We start from the raw sequence: 16,723 nt of genomic DNA, 5'->3' as shown, positions 1-16,723 counted from the left end.
TTCGGGCGAGAGTCACCTCAGGTGGTGCACCTCCTGCAGCCCGTACACCGGAGTCTCGATACCTTCGTGCCGGGCCTTGAGCTGCAATGCCAGGTAGAGCGAGTAGTGGCGGGACTGGTGGAGGTTGCCGCCCATGAACCACAGGTTCTCCTGCTGGGTGGGCTTCCACATATTGCGCTGCTCGCCCTCCCACGGGCCCGGGTCCTTCGTCGTCTCCGATCCCAGCCCCCAGCATTTGCCGACCTTGTCCGCGGTCTCCTGGTCAACAAGGTCGGCGACCCATCCGTTCATCGAACCGTAGCCGGTGGCATAGACGACGAGGTCAGCCGGCAGCTCGGTGCCGTCCGCCAACACAACCGAGTCAGAAGTCAGGTGGTCGACCTGGCCTTTGGCCAACTTCACTTTGCCGTCGGCGACGAGCTCGGCGGCTCCGACGTCGATGTAGTAGCCCGAGCCCCGGCGCAGGTACTTGAGGAACAGACCGGACTCGTCGTCGCCGAAATCGAGGTCGAACCCGGCATCTTCCATGCGCTGGTAGAAGTCCTTATCCGCTTCCTTGATCTGGTCGTAGAGCGGGATCTGGAACTCGTGCATGATCCGGTACGGCAGCGACGCAAAGATGAGATCCGCCTTCTCCGTCGTCACCCCGCTCTCAAGAGCGCGTTCGGAGTACAAGTCCCCCATCGCGATCTCCACGAGCGAGTCGCTCTTGACGATGTGCGTGCTCGAGCGCTGCACCATCGTGACGTCGGCGCCGTTCTCGTACAGGGCTCCGCAGATGTCGAAGGCCGAGTTGTTGCTGCCGATGACGACGACCTTCTTGCCCGCATAGGCGTCAGGGCCCGGGTGCTGCGAGGAATGCTGCTGCTCGCCCTCGAAGATGTCCGAGCCCGGGAAAGTGGGGATGCTCGGCTTGCCCGACATGCCCGTGGCCATCACCAGATGGGTCGGGCGCAGAGTGACTTTCTCTCCGTTCCGGTCGACCTCGACCGTCCACCGGCCTTCTGCTTCGTCATAGGTCGCCGAGGCGGCTGTCGTCGATGACCAGTACGGAATCTCCATCACCTTCGTGTAGAACTCCAACCAGTCCGCGATCTTGTCCTTCGGTGCGAACACCGGCCAATTGTCGGGGAACTTCAGGTACGGCAGGTGGTCGTACCAGACCGGATCGTGCAGGCACAGCGACTTGTACCGCGACCGCCACTGGTCACCCGGCCGCTCCCACCGATCGATGACCAGGGAGGGCACCCCGAGTTGGCGGAGGCGAGCGCCGAGGGCGATCCCGCCCTGCCCGCCACCGAGGATGTACGGATCGGCGGTCTTACCCCAGGCGGCGTCCTCCTCGGCGAGTTTCTCCGACCAGCTCTTCCGCTCGGGATCTACGCCGTGTTCGGCACCCTTGGCCCGGCGGGTGCCGCGCGGCTCCTCGTGACCGGCGATCTCCTGCAGCGAGGTGAGCATGGTCCAGGCCTTGATGCCGTCTTCGTCGATGAGGCGGACCAGCCCTTTGCCTCGCCCCACCGAGGTGGTGAAGGTGAACCATGCTTCCGTCACTCCGTCGGCGGTTGCCGCCGGTTCGGCCAGTTCGAATTCTTCCGGTGAGACCCGGTCGAGATTGTGGGTGAGCAGGTCGGTGACTCCGTCGGGGTTCTCCACCGTTTTGAGGTTCCAGGTGAAGGACACGAGGTCCCTCCAGTAGCTGTCGGTGGCGAACAGTCCGGCGGCGGCCGGAATGTTCCTGCGGCTGAGCGCCGATTCGAAGTCCTGCAGCCACCTCATTGCGATGTCGTCGGCAGTCAGCTGGGGACGGTCGAGCGTCGTTGTCATGTCACTCCTCCTCATTGAGTTCAGTGACTCCAAACTAGGCCGGGCGTTCACGGCTCGGAAGAGTTGCATCGGATTGCAAGGCTCGCGCCGGGCCGGGATTCTCACCAACGTTCCGACCCCATGGTCAGAGATGCGTTCCCGTCTTATACTCAAGGCATGCTTCAGCCGGATCTGGCGCATCTCGCCAGAGATCTGACACGCATTCACGATGCCGTGATCACCGGGGCGTCGCCGCCGGTGCAACCGCGCGCGCTGGTCAGGCGTTCGTGGGATCGGATGCTGCGCTTGGGGCTGGACCCGGATGGTGCGAATGCGCGGATCGTCGCCGATGAAGCCGAGCTGGAGACTCGGCGGCGCACGTCGCGGTTGCGACTGGTCGTCGAGGAGATGCGCTCGGTGCTGCTGCGGGCTCCGGACGCGGCTCCGTTCATCCTCGTCGTCACCGATGCCGACGGCGTCATTCTGTGGCGAGACGGTGCGGCATCGGCCAGACGGCAAGCCGATGAGCTCGGATTCGTCGAAGGAGCGCATTGGTCCGAAGTCAAGGTCGGCACGAATGCCATCGGCACGGCGCTGACCGAGGAGGCACCCGTCCAGCTCTTCTCCGCCGAGCACTTCGAAGCCTCGCAGCATCCCTGGTACTGCAGTGCCGTGCCCGTCCACGACCCGCATGACGGAACCCTGTTGGGAGTCGTCGATATCAGCGGCCCGGCGATGACCCTCCACCCGGCCGTGCAGTCCTTGGTGACGACGGCGGTGCGTCTGGCCGAGGCGCGGCTGATGATCGCGCAGCAGGAAGCACTGAACACCTTGCGCGATCGGATGTCGGCGATGCTCGCCGGCACGTCCGGCCCGGCCCTCGTCGTCGATGAGGCCGGATGGGTGGCCTACCAGCAGGGAGTGCGCAGCCGCGACCGCATCGAGGCCCCCGCTGCCGACCGCTCGATCCTCATTCCCGGTGCTGGTCTGTGCCTGCCGGAGAAGATCACCGGCGGGTGGCTGCTGCGGCCCACCGGCGACCGTCGAGCCTCGGTGACTCTGCGGATGAGACAGGACCCACCCGTGCTCGACATCCATTCCGGCACCGACCCCCTCGTCGTTCCGCTCACGCCGCGGAGGGCGCAGATTCTGGCGGCGGTCACCTCGGCGGGGGTTGCAGGGATCAGTGCCGCCGATCTCAGCCAGCGCCTCTACGGGGACGGCGACCATGTGGTCACCGTCCGCGCTGAGGTCTCGCGTCTGCGCCGATCCGTCGGTGCGCTGCTCGCCACCCGCCCCTACCGGTGGGCCGAGGGCGTCGACGCACGGGTGGAGTGACTCTCGGGCCGATGCGGATCAGTCCGAGCCGTCACGTGCCGGCCCCGCGGTAGCTGCCGACCGACCACAGCACGCCCTCGGGGTCCTGGATGGCGAAGTCGAGCGATCCGTAGTCCTGCTCGGTCAGTCCCATGACCTCGGTGGCACCGGCGGCGAGCGCACGCTGGTGGAGCTCACGGACGTTGCCGGAGGCCAGATACACCGACCCCGAGGCGACTCCCGTCTTGGTCATGACCCCGCCGTCGTCGCGGACGGACCCGAGCATCACTCCCCCACCCTCGGGCCAAGCGAGTTCTGCGTGATCGACGCGATCCGGATAGTCGGCGTTCGTGTATTCGGCGATGACGTCGAAGCCGAGCGCCTCCTGCAGGAAGGCGATCGCGGCTTTGGCATCGCGGTAGCGGAAGGTGGGCCAGACGTTGGCATGGTTCTCGGACATGGTCACTCCTGAGTTCGTCGCAGTTGGAATTCCATCATCGACGCACACCCACCATCAGGTCTTGGACAAATGGGAACAGGTCATCCCCTCGCCGAGGCGGCCCCCACCGAATCTGTTCCCCCAGTCCGGGTCCGGGCCACGTCATCGGCGGCCAGCCACCGGCTGGGGCTGAGACCGACGAAATCCTGGAAGTCCCGGTTGAGGTGCGCTTGATCGGCATAGCCGCAGCTCACAGCGATCTCCGCCAAACTGCCCCGGCCGTCCGGGATGAGCCTCCGCGCCCGATCGAAGCGGACGATGCGGGCGGCGTCCTTGAGTCCGATCCCGTATTCGGATCGGAACTGGCTGCCCAGATGGCGCCTGCTCCATCCCACGTCGTCGGCGACGCGGGAGACGGGCAGACCGCCATGGCTGTCGGCGATCCGATGCCAGGCGGCGGCCACCTCGGTGCGGGGACGATTCGCGTCATCGATCGTGCGCGTGAGCACGTCGTCGATGGCGGCGAAGCGGGCGGACCATTCGGTCTCGAGGTTGACCCGCTCGTGCAGTTCCGCGGCCAGCGGCCGGGAGATCCGAGCGAGGTCGACGCTGTGGTGGGCGAATTCTGCGGCGGGGATTCCGAAGAACGCCCGTGGGGCCGACGGGCTGAAATTGATCTGGATTCCCGACATCGTGCCGGGGTGGGCGATGAGCGTCGAGCGCAGGTGGAGGCCGGCGAGCAGCACGTCGAAATGCTCACGGCTGCCGGTGAGCGCATCGACCTGGCACAGTGGTTCGTCGATCGAGACGATGAAGGTCAGAGTTCCCGATGGCAGTCCGAGGTGCGTCCCCGCGGGGACGCCGGAGATGTCGTAGCCGACGTAGTCGCCCACGAACGGCCGCAGACTCGGGTGAGGCCGGCCGATCAGGTCGTCAGTGCGCGACGCGGACATGGCGCCAGTGTAGACCCGCGAGTGCGGGCAGGTGGGCGTGATCGGCCCGGCCCGTCACGATCGTTCGACGACGCCCCAGATCGGGTCCGTGAACGATCGGTCGAGGTCGAGCCCGAATTCTCCACGGAGAACGGCGGCGAAGTCGGCGGCATCGGTCACCGTCCGCTCAATGCGTTCGGGCTCGTCACCGGGGCGGAGGCTGCGCAGCTGGTCACCTTCGAGCGACACCTTGCCGCCGCTGTCGAGCGTCCTTGCCACCACCGGTGCGCCGGTGAAGCGCGTGCCGGGTTTCGTCGCGGTGAACCAGTTCGACACCTCGAGGTCGGATTGTTCACGTGGGACATCCGCGAAGGCATAGACGGTGCGGAACTCCTGGTCAGCACTGGTCCGCGACTGCAGCGCCCAGTCGGCTTCCGCTCGCATCGCCGGTTCCAGCACGGTGTCGGCCGGGACGATCCTGTGCTCTCCGTGCTCTGTCGTCCGCGGTTTCGACTCTGCCTCGAGTGCGAGTGCAGCCTGCGGCGTCCCACCGCCGAACCCCGGGTCGACGAGGAAACGCCGACCCTTGATCTCGACGATCGTCGCCTGGTGGGTCAGCGGTCCGGGCGCGGACCTCCCGTCGCCGAGGTGAACGCGGGCGAGGATCGGGTGCGCGCTCAGCCCGAGCTCTCGGAGCACGGCGCGGATGAGTGTCGCATGTTCGTGGCAGTAGCCGCCGCGGCCGGCGTCCAAGAGCTTCGCCGTCAGTGGGTCGAGGTCGGTGGGAATGCCTCGCGACTTCCCTGCCGCGCGTGCGGCGATGACGTCGAGGTTCTCGAAGCAGATCGACCGGACGTGGGCGGTCAGCAGCTCGTCGATGAGGTCGACGATGTCGTCGATCGTCCCGTGCGCCCGACGGCACAGTCCGTCCTCCGAGCTGTCGAGTCCGAGCCGGTCGGCATACCGGGCTGCAAGCGATGACGGTGTCATTGCGGGTGCTTCCATTCCGGGCGCGAGTTCACGCCCACGGTTGGGGTCGGAGTCCGTGGGCTCCTCGATAGTTCGGTGAGCTCGGCTGCTCCCACTCGCCGAGGAGGTCCTCGGGGAGCCGATAGACCGTGACCTGCAGTGGGTGGCAGTTCTCCACCGGATCGGACGAGCCGTCACCGAACATCGGTGCGGACAGATCTCCGCCGGGGCAGGTGGACAGGGCCGCGAGCAGGTCTTGTTCGGCGAAGAACTCGAAGTGGTCGCCCGGGCGTGCCGGGCAGGTCTTCATGAAGTATTCGTCGTTGCTGTTCAGCCCCGTGCACTGGAAGACGTTGAGCACATCGTGGACGTCGAATTCGGTGAGGCCGTAGGGCAGGATCGCGCGGACGAGGTTCGAATGGCAGTGGTAGTCGAAGTCGACGCCGCTCAGCATCTGCGACACATACGGGTCGCATCGGGTGCCCAAGGTGTCGTGCACGCGACCGCCCTCCGGGTCGATGCCGTAGTCGGACAGTGTGTCTCCGACGATGGTGGCCATCGGTCGCAGAAACGGCAGCGTCGACCACAGGCGGTCGAATGTGGACACGTGCGCGGCCTGGACTTGTCGTGTCCGTGACGCCCAGAAGCGTTCCCTGGGATCGTAGCGATTCCACAGATTGAGGTCGCCGACCTGCGGGCCGTCGACGGTGGAGATGCGGCAGACGTGGCCGGCGGGGACGTCCCATGCCTGTCCGGAGCGGATGGGGATGGTGAACTCGTCGATGATTTCCCGGGACTGGGTGTCTTCACCGATCTGTGAGTAGAAGTCACTGTCGACCTCGAGCGCGGGGCCCTGATAGGCGGCTTCCTGCAGACGGCTCTGAGCCATTGGACGCGTCCTCCTCCGTAGTCGTGTTGCCTGCAACGATGCCAGCTTCTCACCGGCTGTCCAAGACGGTGGTCGTCGGGTCTATGCTGAAATCAGAGAGCCGACGCAGGTGAATGAGCCGCGTCGTCGCATGCACCGAACCGCGTGCACCGAGCAGTGGGAGGTCGGAATGGCTGAAGAGATCGACGTGGAGATGCAGGACACGGGAGAGTTCCTGGCCAGCATCCGCTCAGCGACGGGAACCGACGAGATCGTTCTGATGTTCGACGATGCCGAAGAGGTCTCCGACGGAGTCTTGGGCAATGACGAAGCCTCTGTCCGGGCGACCGTGGAATTCCTTCTCAGCCATCAGCCTCCCGGGGACCTGCCTGACCGGATCGACCTCGTCGACATCGCCGCCGCCTACGACGGCGCCGTCGAGTCCATCCGGAAGCTGCGGGGTTAGCAACCCACAAACACTGTGCTGACGGGCTCATGCCGAAGGGCGGAACCGACGCACTGTCGGTTCCGCCCTTCACCATGTGTTTCGATCCGGGAAGCTCCCGGGGCCTTGCTCAGTCCAGCAGGTCGTGACGCACGATCGACTGTTCGCGGTCGGGGCCGACGCCGATGACCGACATCCGGCAGCCCGAGAGCTCTTCGAGGGCCAGCACGTACTTCTGCGCATTGACCGGCAGGTCGTCGAAGGTGCGAGCCTTCGTGATGTCCTCGGTCCAGCCGTCGAAGTACTCGAAGATCGGCTTCGCATGGTGGAACTCGGTCTGCGACACCGGCATCTCATCCTGGCGCACTCCATCGACGTCGTAGGCGACACAGACAGGAATGCGCTCGATGCCGGTGAGCACGTCGAGCTTGGTCAGCACATAGTCGGTGAAGCCGTTGGTGCGGGCGGCGTAGCGGGCGATGACCGCGTCGTACCAGCCGCAGCGGCGCGGACGACCGGTGTTGACACCGAATTCTCCGCCGGCCTTCTGCAGGTATTCGCCCATCTCATCGAACAGCTCGGTCGGGAACGGTCCGGCACCCACACGGGTGGTGTACGCCTTGACGATGCCGACGACGCGGTTGATGCGGGTCGGGCCGATGCCCGTACCCACGCAGGATCCGCCGGCCGTCGGGTTCGACGAGGTGACGAACGGATAGGTGCCGTGGTCGACGTCGAGCATGGTCGCCTGACCGCCCTCCATGACGACGACCTCACCGCGGTCGAGCGCCTCATTGAGCATGAGCTCGGTCTCGGCGACGTAGGGACGCAGACGTTCGATGAAGGGTTCGAAGTATTCGACGATCTCTTCGACCGACACCGCCCGGCGGTTGTAGACCTTGACGAGCAGTTCGTTCTTCTGCCGCAGCGATCCTTCGATCTTCTGGCGCAGGATGGACTCGTCGAAGACGTCCTGGACGCGGATGCCCAAGCGCCCGATCTTGTCCATATAGGCCGGTCCGATGCCGCGGCCGGTGGTGCCGATGGCCCGCTTGCCGAGGAACCGTTCGGTCACCTTGTCCAGCGTCTGGTGGTACGGAGCCACGAGGTGGGCGTTCGCGGAGATCCGCAGCTTCGATGTGTCCGCGCCGCGCGACTCGAGCGCGTCGATCTCCTCGAAGAGCGCCTCGAGGTTGACGACGACGCCGTTGCCGATGACCGGGGTGACGTTCGGTGAGAGGATGCCCGCCGGCAGAAGCTTGAGTTCGTACTTCTCTCCTCCGACGACAACCGTGTGGCCGGCATTGTTCCCACCATTGGGCTTGACCACGTAGTCGACGCTGGTGCCGAGGATATCGGTGGTCTTACCTTTACCTTCGTCGCCCCACTGAGCGCCGACGACAACGATTGCTGGCATGAGAGTGCTTCACCTCGAAGTGAAAGGGGATGTCATTACTCCCCAAGTCTACTGGGTCACACCGACACAGCCGCCATCGGGAGCATTCCCTCACCGAGGCGGCCGCGGGCAGGAGACCCGAAGCTCCCACTCGCGGCCGCACCGAGACCCGACCCCGGTCTCACTCCATGCTCATCCCCTTGGCCGGGGCGATCCGCGACATCGACCTCGCCGGTATCGCCGAGGCGAGAACGGCGGCGAGCACTGCGGCGACGCCGATCAGCCCGATCTGCGTCCACGGCACGGACAGCACCGGATTCGCTGAGGCAGGCATCATCGATGCCGTTCCGACCCAGCCGAAGAACGTGCCGACCCCGGCTCCGACGATCAGTGCGATGACCGTCATGAGCAGCGATTCGATCGTGATCATCCGCGACATCGCGGCTCGGGTGAATCCCAATGCCCGCAGCAGGGCACCCTCTCGGCGTCGTTCGATGACCGAGAGCGTGAGTGTGTTGCCCACTCCGATCACGGCGATGACCACCGCGGCCGCCAGCAGTCCGAGCACCACGCTCAGAGCGACCTGGAACAGCGAGGCGAAATCCGCCCGGTACTGTGCCGCAGTCGCATCGGCTGAGGCACCGACGGCGTCGAGTTCGGAGGTCAGGGCCTCGATCTGCGAAGTCGAAGCGTCATCGGCGATCTTCGCCCAGGTCTGTTCGGCCGCATCGTCGCCGGCGGCCTCCTCGAGGGTCTTGGCATCAGTCCCGCTGACCAGGGCCGTCCCCGCGGGGACGTCGAAGGAAGTCTCGATCGTCAGATCGAGATTCTGATCGCCGAGGCGGACGGTCGCGCTCTGGCCGTCGACATCAGAATCCGCCTCGTCGAGTCCCACCGTTGTCGGGTCGAGGAGGATCGTGCCCTCATCGACGTCGTACCCGTCGCTGCGCAGAACCGGGGAGTCCGCGGCCGCCTCGGCGCTGGTGATCGCCACATCACCGGACCCGTCGGTCCCACCGACGCTCACCGAGGCGGTGGGGGCCGGGATGTTCATGCGCTCCTCGACGATCGGCGAATCTTCGAGCACGGAGGCGATCTTCGCATCATCGGCACCGTCTTGCCCTGCCGCGGAGACCACGAGATCGACCGGGGTGTCCTCGGCGGTGGCGAGCTCGAGGGTTCGCTGCAGGCTCGAGGAACCGACGACCACGGCTGTGACGAGGGTGATCCCGATGAGCAGGGCACCCGTCGTCGAGGCGGTGCGTCCTCCCGCTGTGCTCGCCGACCGTCCGGCCAGCTTCACTGCCGGCGAGCGCCGAGTGATCAGGCCGACTGCGGCGGCGAACAGCGCCACCAACGGCGGCACGAAGACCTTCGCACCGACGAGGAGAGCGACGAAGAGCGCGAAGCAGCCGACGATGCCGAACAGCACGGACTGGCTCGTGGTCCCGAGCAGGCACAGCGCGATTCCGCCGATGCCGAGCACAAGAGACAGGCTCAGTCGCACCCACCGGATGCGCGGGGCGGCGGCAGGCACATCGACCGGTCGAAGTGCTTCGATCGGGGACACCCGGGAGGCGCGGATCGCGGGGATCAGCCCTGCCGCGAGGGTGACGAGGATGCCGACGACGGGCCCGACGACGAACGCCGTGGCGGACGACGACATCTGAGCGAATTCCGGCATCCAGAACGCACGGACCACGGTTGAGAGTCCCCATCCGATGAGGAGACCGAGTCCGACGCCCAGCACGGAGCCGACAGCCCCGAGGCTGAGGCTCTCCACCACCGCGGCCCCGCGCACCTGACTGCGTGAGGCACCGATTGCGCGGAAGAGTGCGAGCACGCGGGTGCGGGAAGCGACGAGGACGTTGAAGGTGTTCGAGATGACGAGTGCCGCGACTCCCGCGGCCAGCAGTCCGAAGGCGATGCCGATGGTCGAGAGCATGTCGGAGGTCTTCGACAGCGACTCGATCTGCTCTTCGACGACCTGGTCGACGGTCTGGACCGATACGTCGGCACCGGCATCGGCGAGCGCGGATTCGACCGCCTCGGCGAGGGCCGTGCGATCGCTCCCATCGTCGGCGACGACTCGGATGGAGTCGGGCACGAGCTCACCCGGAGCGGTGGCCAGCCCGTCATCGGTGAGGTAGAGATTCATCCCCGCGGACGAGGAGCCGGGCATGATTCCGGAGACGGTGTAGCTCGGGCCGGCGGCGGAATGCCCTGGCCCGTCGAACTCGCCGAGGGTGATGGTGTCGCCGACGCCGACCCCGAGGGTCTTCGCGTCGGCTTCGCGGAGCATGAGTTCGTCGTTCGAGTCCGGGACGGAGCCGTCGACGGTGTCGAACTGTCCCTGTGGGAGATTCGTGGCCGACCCTGTCACCGAGGTGGACCCGGCCTTGACGGCGACGAAGGCGGACTCGGTGAGCTGGGCGGACTCGACCCCCTCGACGTCGGCCACCGTCTGACGCATGGACTCGGTGAGCGGGGAGGCCTCATCGGCTGCAGCTGCCGGGTCCTCGGATGCGGCCGCGGTGACGGCGACGTCGGCGCCGGCCCATTCGGCTTGGACCTGATTGCGCAGGGTGTCGCCGAAGGCCTGGGAGAACAGGAGCGCCGCGACGATGAAGGCGACGGACACGGCGATCGCGATCATCGCCGCGCTCAGACGCCCGGAGGCGCTGCGGAGGTTGGACCAGGCGATGCGGATCATCGGGCACCTCCGTCTGTCGGCGCGGACGCGGCGGCAGGCCCGGGACCGGCTGCAGACCCCGGGCGGGCCGACTGGCCAGCAGGTGCGGCTCCCGAAGACGCCGAGGCCGCCGTGACATTCATCAGCGCGGCGGCCACGGAATCCGGATCCGGTTGGGAGAGCTCACCTGCCAGCCGTCCGTCGGCGAGCAGAACGACGCGGTCGGCGCGGGCGGCGGCCCGGGGATCGTGGGTGACCATGACGACGGTCTGCCCGAGTTCATCGACCGAGGCGCGCAGGATGTTCAGGACCTCTTCACCGGAGCTCGAGTCGAGGTTGCCGGTGGGCTCGTCGGCGACGAGCACATCGGGCTGGGCGACGAGTGCGCGAGCGACGGCGACTCTCTGCTGCTGTCCGCCGGAGAGCTCGTGCGGCCGGTGGCCCAGGCGCTCGCGCAGACCGAGCAGGTCGACCATGCGATCGAAGATGCGGCGGTCGGTCTTCTGCCCCGATAGCTGCGAGGGCAGCAGGATGTTCTCCTCGGCACTCATCGCGGGCACGAGGTTGAAGGACTGGAAGACGAAGCCGATGCGGTCACGGCGCAGCGCCGTGAGCTTGCGGTCGCCCAGCCGTGAGATCGCCGTGCGCCCGATGAAGACCTCGCCCGAATCCGGGGTGTCGAGTCCGGCGAGCATGTTGAGCAGCGTCGATTTGCCCGAGCCGGAGGGTCCCATGATGGCGGTGAAGCGTTCGGCTTCGATGTCGAGGCTGAGGTCGTCGAGCGGTCGGACCTGCGCGTCCCCTCTACCGTAGGTTTTGCGCAGTCCGATGGCTTGGATGGCCAGCCTCGGTGCGGGGTTCGAACCCTGGCCCCGGGTCGACCCTTGCGCGGAGGTCGGGGATGAGGCCGGGGAAAGATGGGCATCGGTGTATGTCGCTGATGTGTTCATGCCTCCAGCTTCGTCGCCGGGCCCACCCTCCCACATCGGACCTGAGGATGGTCTTCGCCGCAGAGCGCCGAGGCGGCCGTGGCCCGACCGTCATACCTGAGGATGATTTCGAATTCCTTTGAGCGACCTTGCTCGCCGACGATGAACCGGTCTCGAGCAGTCGGCCCAAAGCACGTGCGAGATGCTTCCGGTTCAGTGACCGGGGCCGACGAGACCGGCTTCGTAGGCGAACACGACGGCCTGCACACGGTCACGGGCCTCGAGTTTCATGAGGATCCGACCGACGTGGGTCTTCACGGTCGGCTGCGCGAGGAAGAGCCGCTCGCCGATCTCGGTATTGCTGAGACCGGTGGCGATGAGGACGAGGACCTCGGTCTCGCGCTGGGTCAGTGACTCCAGGCGCCGCATATCGGCCGCATCGAGACGGCTCGCACCGGCCTCGGATGGTGCAGGCTCAACGCCTTCGGGCTGTGTGGGCGCACTTCCCCTGGCCGAGGTCGCCCCAGCTGACGAGGCCGCTGATTGCGGATCCGAATGGGAACGAGACTCCGCGCCGAGGTGGGGCAGGAGTCGTGTCTCGAGCAGTCGTCTGGTGGTGGTGGGAGCGATGACGGCACCGCCGTCGACGACGGTGCGGATCGACTCGAGGAGCACCTCGGGCAGGGTGTCTTTGAGCAGGAAGCCTGACGCACCGGCGCGCAGCGCGCGCAGGGCGTAGTCGTCATCGTCGAAGGTGGTCAGCACGATGATCTTCGGGGGACGGATCGTCCCCTCGTCGGCGAGAGCGAGGATCCGCTGGGTCGCTTCGATGCCGTCGATGCGGGGCATCCGGACGTCCATGAGTACGACATCGGGTTGATCTTGTACGACGATGTCGAGACCTGCCGCGCCGTCGCCGGCCTGTCCGACGACGGTGAGGTCCGGCTGAGAGTCGATGACCATGGCGAAGCCCGCCCTCACGAGGGCCTGATCATCGACGAGGACGACGCGAAGCGGCCCGCTCTCCCGAGCATCGGTCGGACCGTGCACGGTCGCCTCGTCATCGGCGCTCATCGGCTGCTCTCCTCGACTTCGACGGACTGACTCACTCCGGCCTCGGCAGCCTCGGCAGCCTCGGCGGGCTGTCGCGTCTCAGCCTCCTGTCCTGCTACGGCGAACTGCCCGGTTCCGGCAGCCCCATTCTCTCCCTGATCGGACGAATCATGAGGGCCGGTGCCCGCGGTGAGCCCGGAATCGGGTCCGGGAGTGGGCGCGGGAGCGGACAGCGGCAGTCGGGCCTCGACGAGGAATCCCGTCATCGTTCCGAAGGCGCTTCCCATGACCGCACCGGAAGAGAACCCGGGCTTCGCGTCGGTGCGCGCTTCGGACCGGTCCTTCACTCCGGTCGAACGGATCGGTCGAGCCGTGAGCGTGCCGCCGTAGAGCGCAGCGCGTTCCTGCATGCCGACGATGCCGTAGCCACGGCCGTGGGCAGCCGTCCCTGTCGGGTCGTCGGCTCCGTGGCCGTCCGTCTCTCCGCTCACGCGAGCGCTCGTCTGTCCGGTTCCGTTGTCGCTGATGCGGGCGACGAGCTCCGCGTCCTCGGCCAGCAGCTCGACATGTGCCCGAGCACCGTCTCCGGCATGTTTGAGCACATTCGTCAGCGCTTCCTGAACGATGCGGTAGACGGCGAGCGACGCTCCTTCAGCCAAGCGGCCGCGGTCGACGTCATCCAGTTCGGTCACCGAGACCGGGAGCCCCGCCGACCGCACATCGTCGATGAGGGAGCCGATGTCGGCGACGCCGGGCAGCGGCGACGAAGAGCGCTCGTCGTCCTCCTCGGCGCGGAGGAAGCCGAGCAGCGACCGCGTCTGTGCCAAGGCTTCCCGTCCGGTCTGTGCGATGGTCTCGAGGGCGCCGACCGCGACAGCCGGATCGGTCTTCGACGCATAGCGACCTCCGTCGGCTTGGGCGATGACGACGGACAGGGAATGGGCGATGACATCATGCATTTCGCGGGCGATGCGCATGCGTTCGGCATCGGCGGCCAGCCGGGTCTCGGATTCCCGTTCGCGTTCCAGCAGGCGGTTGCGCTCCCGAATACCCTCGATCTCGCGGCGGCGACGGAATCCGACTCCGCCCAACAGCCAGGCGATGAGCACAATCGACGCACACAGTGCCACGACGACGACCAGCAGCACGTATTCGCCGAAGGCCAAGGGGCGCGGGTTCACCCCGATCGTCGCCTGCAGGGACACGAGGTAGAGCCACCCGCCCAGGAAGAGTGCGCCGAGGAGGCCCAGGACGAGCACGATGCGACCGTGGTTGCGTGTCCCCCACGCCGTCGTCGAATACACGGTGAGCGGAACGGCGACGATGCCGAAGGTCGGACCCATCATCGTGAGCACGGTCAGCAGGCAGCCGACGGCGATGAGCGAGGAGCTCAGCAGCGGGGCTGCGCGCCGCAGTCCCAGCGGCAGCGTCTGGAGCAGAACGATGCCGATCTGCACTGCAACGGGCACCAGGGCGATCTCGCTCCGCTCGGCCTGGGAGGAGGTGAAGACGACGGTCAGATAGGTGATCGGCAGAGCCCAGAGCAGCGAGTCGACGATCCACGGATGAGCGGTGAGGGTGCGACGGATGCGGTCGACTCGGTCGGGGGTGGGCAGCTGCGGCTCCGGGCGGTGGCCCTCGGTCCGGATCGATCGATTGCTCATGTCGGCCATGGTAGTTCTGCGCCGCCGGGGCTCACATCATACTCAGGGCTGATCCGAGCCGACGACGCCGGCCGTGGCGCTCACCCGCGGCAGCACGCTCAGCCTGGACGGCTGCCCACCCCGACTGACCGAGCAGGACCTTCCCTAGCGCACGACCCCGGACCAGCCGCCGCGTCTCCCTCGCTCGGCGAGGATCTGCTCGCGGAGGATGTCCGCGTGCCCGCAGTGGTGCGCGAGTTCCCGCAGAACGTGGAGGAGGACCCATCGCAGCGGCATCGGTCCCGCCCGATGGCCGGTGAGCACGGTGTCGAGATCCATTCCCTCGATCGCCGAATGCGACCGCTCCACGGCGGCCCGAAAGTCAGCCGAAACGCTGGCGATCGTGTCCGAGGAATCAAGGAGGAAGGAGTCCTTGGAGTCGCGCGGCAGCCCGTAGTCGACCCGACTCTTCCCCGTGACCGCCTCACCGAACCAGACGGTCTCGACGAACACCGCATGCTTGAGCAGAGACAGCAGGCGGGTTCTGCTCGGCACCAGGGACCGCCTCGCTTCGTCTTCGCTCAGCTCGTTGAGACTGCCGAGCAGATGCTGTCGGTGTTCGTCGATGAACGCTGTGAACTGTGCGGCCAGATCGGCCTCTCGCAGGGCGAAGGTGCTGTTGGCATCGACTCCGTTGTCCGTCATGGCTCCAGCTTAGAGCCGCCTCGGCGAGGGAGGACACACCTGATCGCCGACTCGCCCGAAATCGCAGGCATCCAGCGTCCTTGTCCGCCAGGTCCCCCACCCCTATGCTGAAGTCACCCACGTAACCCGTCGTTCGGGCAGGAGCCTTGGCATGGTCGCCGGAGCCGTCGACTTCAGGGCATCACCGCTCAGAGGAGGTCGCTCATGTCCACCACGTCAATGCATCCGGCCACGAGTGCTTCGCAGAACCGATCCCCGAACCAGCCCGAGAACCAGCCGCAGTCCCCCGCGCTGCCCTACGCCCGCCGCCGCGATCAGCTCGTCGGGTCCGTCATCGATGCCTCCACCACGGTGCTGGCCCAATATCACCACGACATCGTCAAGTTCGGTATGGGGGCACCGGCCCCGGATATGCTCCCGGCCGCGGATTTCGCCCGGATCGCCTCCGACGTGTTCTCCCCGGAGAACTTCACGTACGGGGAGACGAAGGGCGAGCCCATCCTCATCGAGGCCCTCCACGACTACCTCGCGTCCACCGATCAGATCCCGCCCGAACAGCAGGGAAACCGTGACCGCCTCCTCATCACCTCCGGAGGAATGCAGGGCCTCGACCTCGGGTTCAAGCTCTTCGTCACCCCGGGCGACCTCGTCGCCTGTGAGTCGCCGACCTATACGAACGGCTCGGCGACGGCCATGAGCTATGAAGCGGAGATCCTCGAGATCCCCGTCGACGAAGAAGGCATGCAGATCGACGCCCTCGAAGAGCACACGCAGCGCACCGGGCGCGCCCCGAAGGTCATCTACACCGTCCCGACCTTCCAGAACCCCGCCGGAGTGACGATGTCTCTGCCGCGTCGCGAACGCCTGCTCGAGTTCGCTCACCGCCACCGTTCGGTCATCATCGAGGACAACCCGTACGGAATGCTGCGCTTCGAAGGCCAGTCCCTGCCGGCGCTGAGCGACCTCAGCCCGAACGATCCCCTCATCTTCGGAGTGCGCACCTTCTCGAAATTCGTCGCCCCGGGCCTGCGGGTCGGGTGGATCGACGTCGACCCGGAGGTCCGCGAGCTCGCCGTCAACGCCAAACAGACGATGGACTCCTGCGCCCCCGTTCCCAACCAGCACCTCATCGCCCGCTGGCTGGCCGAAGGCGGTGCCGACTCCCACGTCGAGGTCCTGCGCAAGGCCTACCGCGACCGGAAGATCGCGATGTCAGAGGGCTTGGCCCGCCTCTTCCACGGCGAGATCCGAGCCACCGATCCCGACGGCGGATTCTTCCTGTGGGCGACCTTCGAGGACGAATCCATCAACACCGAAGACCTCATGACCACCGCGCTCGAGGAGGGGGTCGCCTACATCCCCGGTCCCGCGTTCTCCCCGGCCGGGAACTTCTCGAATGCGCTGCGCCTGTGCTTCGCTTCGGCGGCCCCCGACCGCATCGACGACGGCCTCGAACGTCTCCGCCGTGCCGTCGACCGGTACCGCGCATAGCGCTGATCACCACGACGACAACCTCGCCGAGGCGGCCC

Annotated in this window: 14 protein-coding genes; 3 read left to right on the top strand and 11 right to left on the bottom strand. The window is 66.8% G+C overall.

What is annotated here, in order from left to right; translation table 11 throughout:
- Nucleotides 1-12 precede the first annotated feature (12 nt).
- The gene (locus tag QYM46_RS03605) at nucleotides 13-1,827 is read right to left on the bottom strand and encodes a flavin-containing monooxygenase (protein WP_432790891.1); all 1,815 of its coding nucleotides are present in this window, start codon (nucleotides 1,825-1,827) and stop codon (nucleotides 13-15) included.
- A 156-nt stretch (nucleotides 1,828-1,983) separates the two neighbouring features.
- Here QYM46_RS03605 and QYM46_RS03600 point away from each other — a divergent pair, with 156 nt between their 5' ends.
- Nucleotides 1,984-3,144 carry a GAF domain-containing protein gene (locus QYM46_RS03600; protein WP_169251356.1) on the top strand — a complete coding sequence of 387 codons (1,161 nt, stop codon included), beginning with the start codon at nucleotides 1,984-1,986 and terminating at the stop codon, nucleotides 3,142-3,144.
- 31 nt (nucleotides 3,145-3,175) lie between these two features.
- Here QYM46_RS03600 and QYM46_RS03595 read toward each other — a convergent pair whose 3' ends face one another.
- The 4 genes from QYM46_RS03595 to QYM46_RS03580 form a co-directional block, all read right to left on the bottom strand.
- Nucleotides 3,176-3,583, bottom strand: coding sequence for a VOC family protein (locus QYM46_RS03595; protein WP_169251355.1), 408 nt, complete (start codon nucleotides 3,581-3,583; stop codon nucleotides 3,176-3,178).
- An 80-nt stretch (nucleotides 3,584-3,663) separates the two neighbouring features.
- Nucleotides 3,664-4,515 carry a helix-turn-helix domain-containing protein gene (locus QYM46_RS03590; protein WP_432790890.1) on the bottom strand — a complete coding sequence of 284 codons (852 nt, stop codon included), beginning with the start codon at nucleotides 4,513-4,515 and terminating at the stop codon, nucleotides 3,664-3,666.
- A gap of 54 nt (nucleotides 4,516-4,569) precedes the next feature.
- Nucleotides 4,570-5,484, bottom strand: coding sequence for an arylamine N-acetyltransferase family protein (locus QYM46_RS03585; protein ID WP_432790889.1), 915 nt, complete (start codon nucleotides 5,482-5,484; stop codon nucleotides 4,570-4,572).
- Nucleotides 5,485-5,512: 28 nt separating this feature from the next.
- Nucleotides 5,513-6,352 (bottom strand): urea carboxylase-associated family protein, encoded by an 840-nt coding sequence (locus QYM46_RS03580; protein WP_432790888.1) that lies wholly within the window; start codon nucleotides 6,350-6,352, stop codon nucleotides 5,513-5,515.
- Nucleotides 6,353-6,521: 169 nt separating this feature from the next.
- Between QYM46_RS03580 and QYM46_RS03575 the strand changes: the two genes are divergently transcribed.
- Nucleotides 6,522-6,797, top strand: a complete 276-nt coding sequence (locus QYM46_RS03575; RefSeq protein ID WP_169251351.1) for a hypothetical protein — start codon at nucleotides 6,522-6,524, stop codon at nucleotides 6,795-6,797.
- 109 nt (nucleotides 6,798-6,906) lie between these two features.
- Here the strand turns inward: QYM46_RS03575 and QYM46_RS03570 are convergent, their stop codons facing one another.
- The 6 genes from QYM46_RS03570 to QYM46_RS03545 form a co-directional block, all read right to left on the bottom strand.
- Nucleotides 6,907-8,193, bottom strand: coding sequence for an adenylosuccinate synthase (locus tag QYM46_RS03570; RefSeq protein ID WP_169251350.1), 1,287 nt, complete (start codon nucleotides 8,191-8,193; stop codon nucleotides 6,907-6,909).
- Nucleotides 8,194-8,353: 160 nt separating this feature from the next.
- Nucleotides 8,354-10,885 carry an ABC transporter permease gene (locus QYM46_RS03565; protein ID WP_432790887.1) on the bottom strand — a complete coding sequence of 844 codons (2,532 nt, stop codon included), beginning with the start codon at nucleotides 10,883-10,885 and terminating at the stop codon, nucleotides 8,354-8,356.
- Nucleotides 10,882-11,814 (bottom strand): ABC transporter ATP-binding protein, encoded by a 933-nt coding sequence (locus QYM46_RS03560; protein ID WP_432790886.1) that lies wholly within the window; start codon nucleotides 11,812-11,814, stop codon nucleotides 10,882-10,884. Before QYM46_RS03560 ends, QYM46_RS03565 begins: the two co-directional genes overlap by 4 nt.
- Nucleotides 11,815-12,006: 192 nt before the next feature.
- Nucleotides 12,007-12,867, bottom strand: coding sequence for a response regulator (locus tag QYM46_RS03555; protein WP_432790885.1), 861 nt, complete (start codon nucleotides 12,865-12,867; stop codon nucleotides 12,007-12,009).
- A complete protein-coding gene (locus tag QYM46_RS03550) occupies nucleotides 12,864-14,510 on the bottom strand; it encodes a sensor histidine kinase (RefSeq protein ID WP_432790884.1) in 1,647 nt (548 codons plus the stop codon). Before QYM46_RS03550 ends, QYM46_RS03555 begins: the two co-directional genes overlap by 4 nt.
- Before the next feature lie 144 nt (nucleotides 14,511-14,654).
- Complete coding sequence (locus QYM46_RS03545; RefSeq protein ID WP_432790883.1) at nucleotides 14,655-15,194, bottom strand: DinB family protein; 540 nt, start codon at nucleotides 15,192-15,194, stop codon at nucleotides 14,655-14,657.
- 204 nt (nucleotides 15,195-15,398) lie between these two features.
- Between QYM46_RS03545 and QYM46_RS03540 the strand changes: the two genes are divergently transcribed.
- Complete coding sequence (locus QYM46_RS03540; protein WP_432790882.1) at nucleotides 15,399-16,685, top strand: PLP-dependent aminotransferase family protein; 1,287 nt, start codon at nucleotides 15,399-15,401, stop codon at nucleotides 16,683-16,685.
- Nucleotides 16,686-16,723 lie beyond the last annotated feature (38 nt).

The sequence above is a fragment of the Brevibacterium sp. K11IcPPYGO002 genome (assembly GCF_050920635.1).
In the GTDB taxonomy this organism is placed as follows: Bacteria; Actinomycetota; Actinomycetes; order Actinomycetales; family Brevibacteriaceae; genus Brevibacterium.
Note: the sequence above shows the minus strand (reverse complement) of the source record. Positions and strands in the feature narration are given on the sequence as shown.

Coding starts and splice junctions, on each gene's coding strand:
- QYM46_RS03605 (WP_432790891.1), bottom strand. CDS start 1,827: ATGACAACGACGCTCGACCGTCCCCAGCTGACTGCCGACGACATCGCA.
- QYM46_RS03600 (WP_169251356.1), top strand. CDS start 1,984: ATGCTTCAGCCGGATCTGGCGCATCTCGCCAGAGATCTGACACGCATT.
- QYM46_RS03595 (WP_169251355.1), bottom strand. CDS start 3,583: ATGTCCGAGAACCATGCCAACGTCTGGCCCACCTTCCGCTACCGCGAT.
- QYM46_RS03590 (WP_432790890.1), bottom strand. CDS start 4,515: ATGTCCGCGTCGCGCACTGACGACCTGATCGGCCGGCCTCACCCGAGT.
- QYM46_RS03585 (WP_432790889.1), bottom strand. CDS start 5,484: ATGACACCGTCATCGCTTGCAGCCCGGTATGCCGACCGGCTCGGACTC.
- QYM46_RS03580 (WP_432790888.1), bottom strand. CDS start 6,352: ATGGCTCAGAGCCGTCTGCAGGAAGCCGCCTATCAGGGCCCCGCGCTC.
- QYM46_RS03575 (WP_169251351.1), top strand. CDS start 6,522: ATGGCTGAAGAGATCGACGTGGAGATGCAGGACACGGGAGAGTTCCTG.
- QYM46_RS03570 (WP_169251350.1), bottom strand. CDS start 8,193: ATGCCAGCAATCGTTGTCGTCGGCGCTCAGTGGGGCGACGAAGGTAAA.
- QYM46_RS03565 (WP_432790887.1), bottom strand. CDS start 10,885: ATGATCCGCATCGCCTGGTCCAACCTCCGCAGCGCCTCCGGGCGTCTG.
- QYM46_RS03560 (WP_432790886.1), bottom strand. CDS start 11,814: ATGAACACATCAGCGACATACACCGATGCCCATCTTTCCCCGGCCTCA.
- QYM46_RS03555 (WP_432790885.1), bottom strand. CDS start 12,867: ATGAGCGCCGATGACGAGGCGACCGTGCACGGTCCGACCGATGCTCGG.
- QYM46_RS03550 (WP_432790884.1), bottom strand. CDS start 14,510: ATGAGCAATCGATCGATCCGGACCGAGGGCCACCGCCCGGAGCCGCAG.
- QYM46_RS03545 (WP_432790883.1), bottom strand. CDS start 15,194: ATGACGGACAACGGAGTCGATGCCAACAGCACCTTCGCCCTGCGAGAG.
- QYM46_RS03540 (WP_432790882.1), top strand. CDS start 15,399: ATGTCCACCACGTCAATGCATCCGGCCACGAGTGCTTCGCAGAACCGA.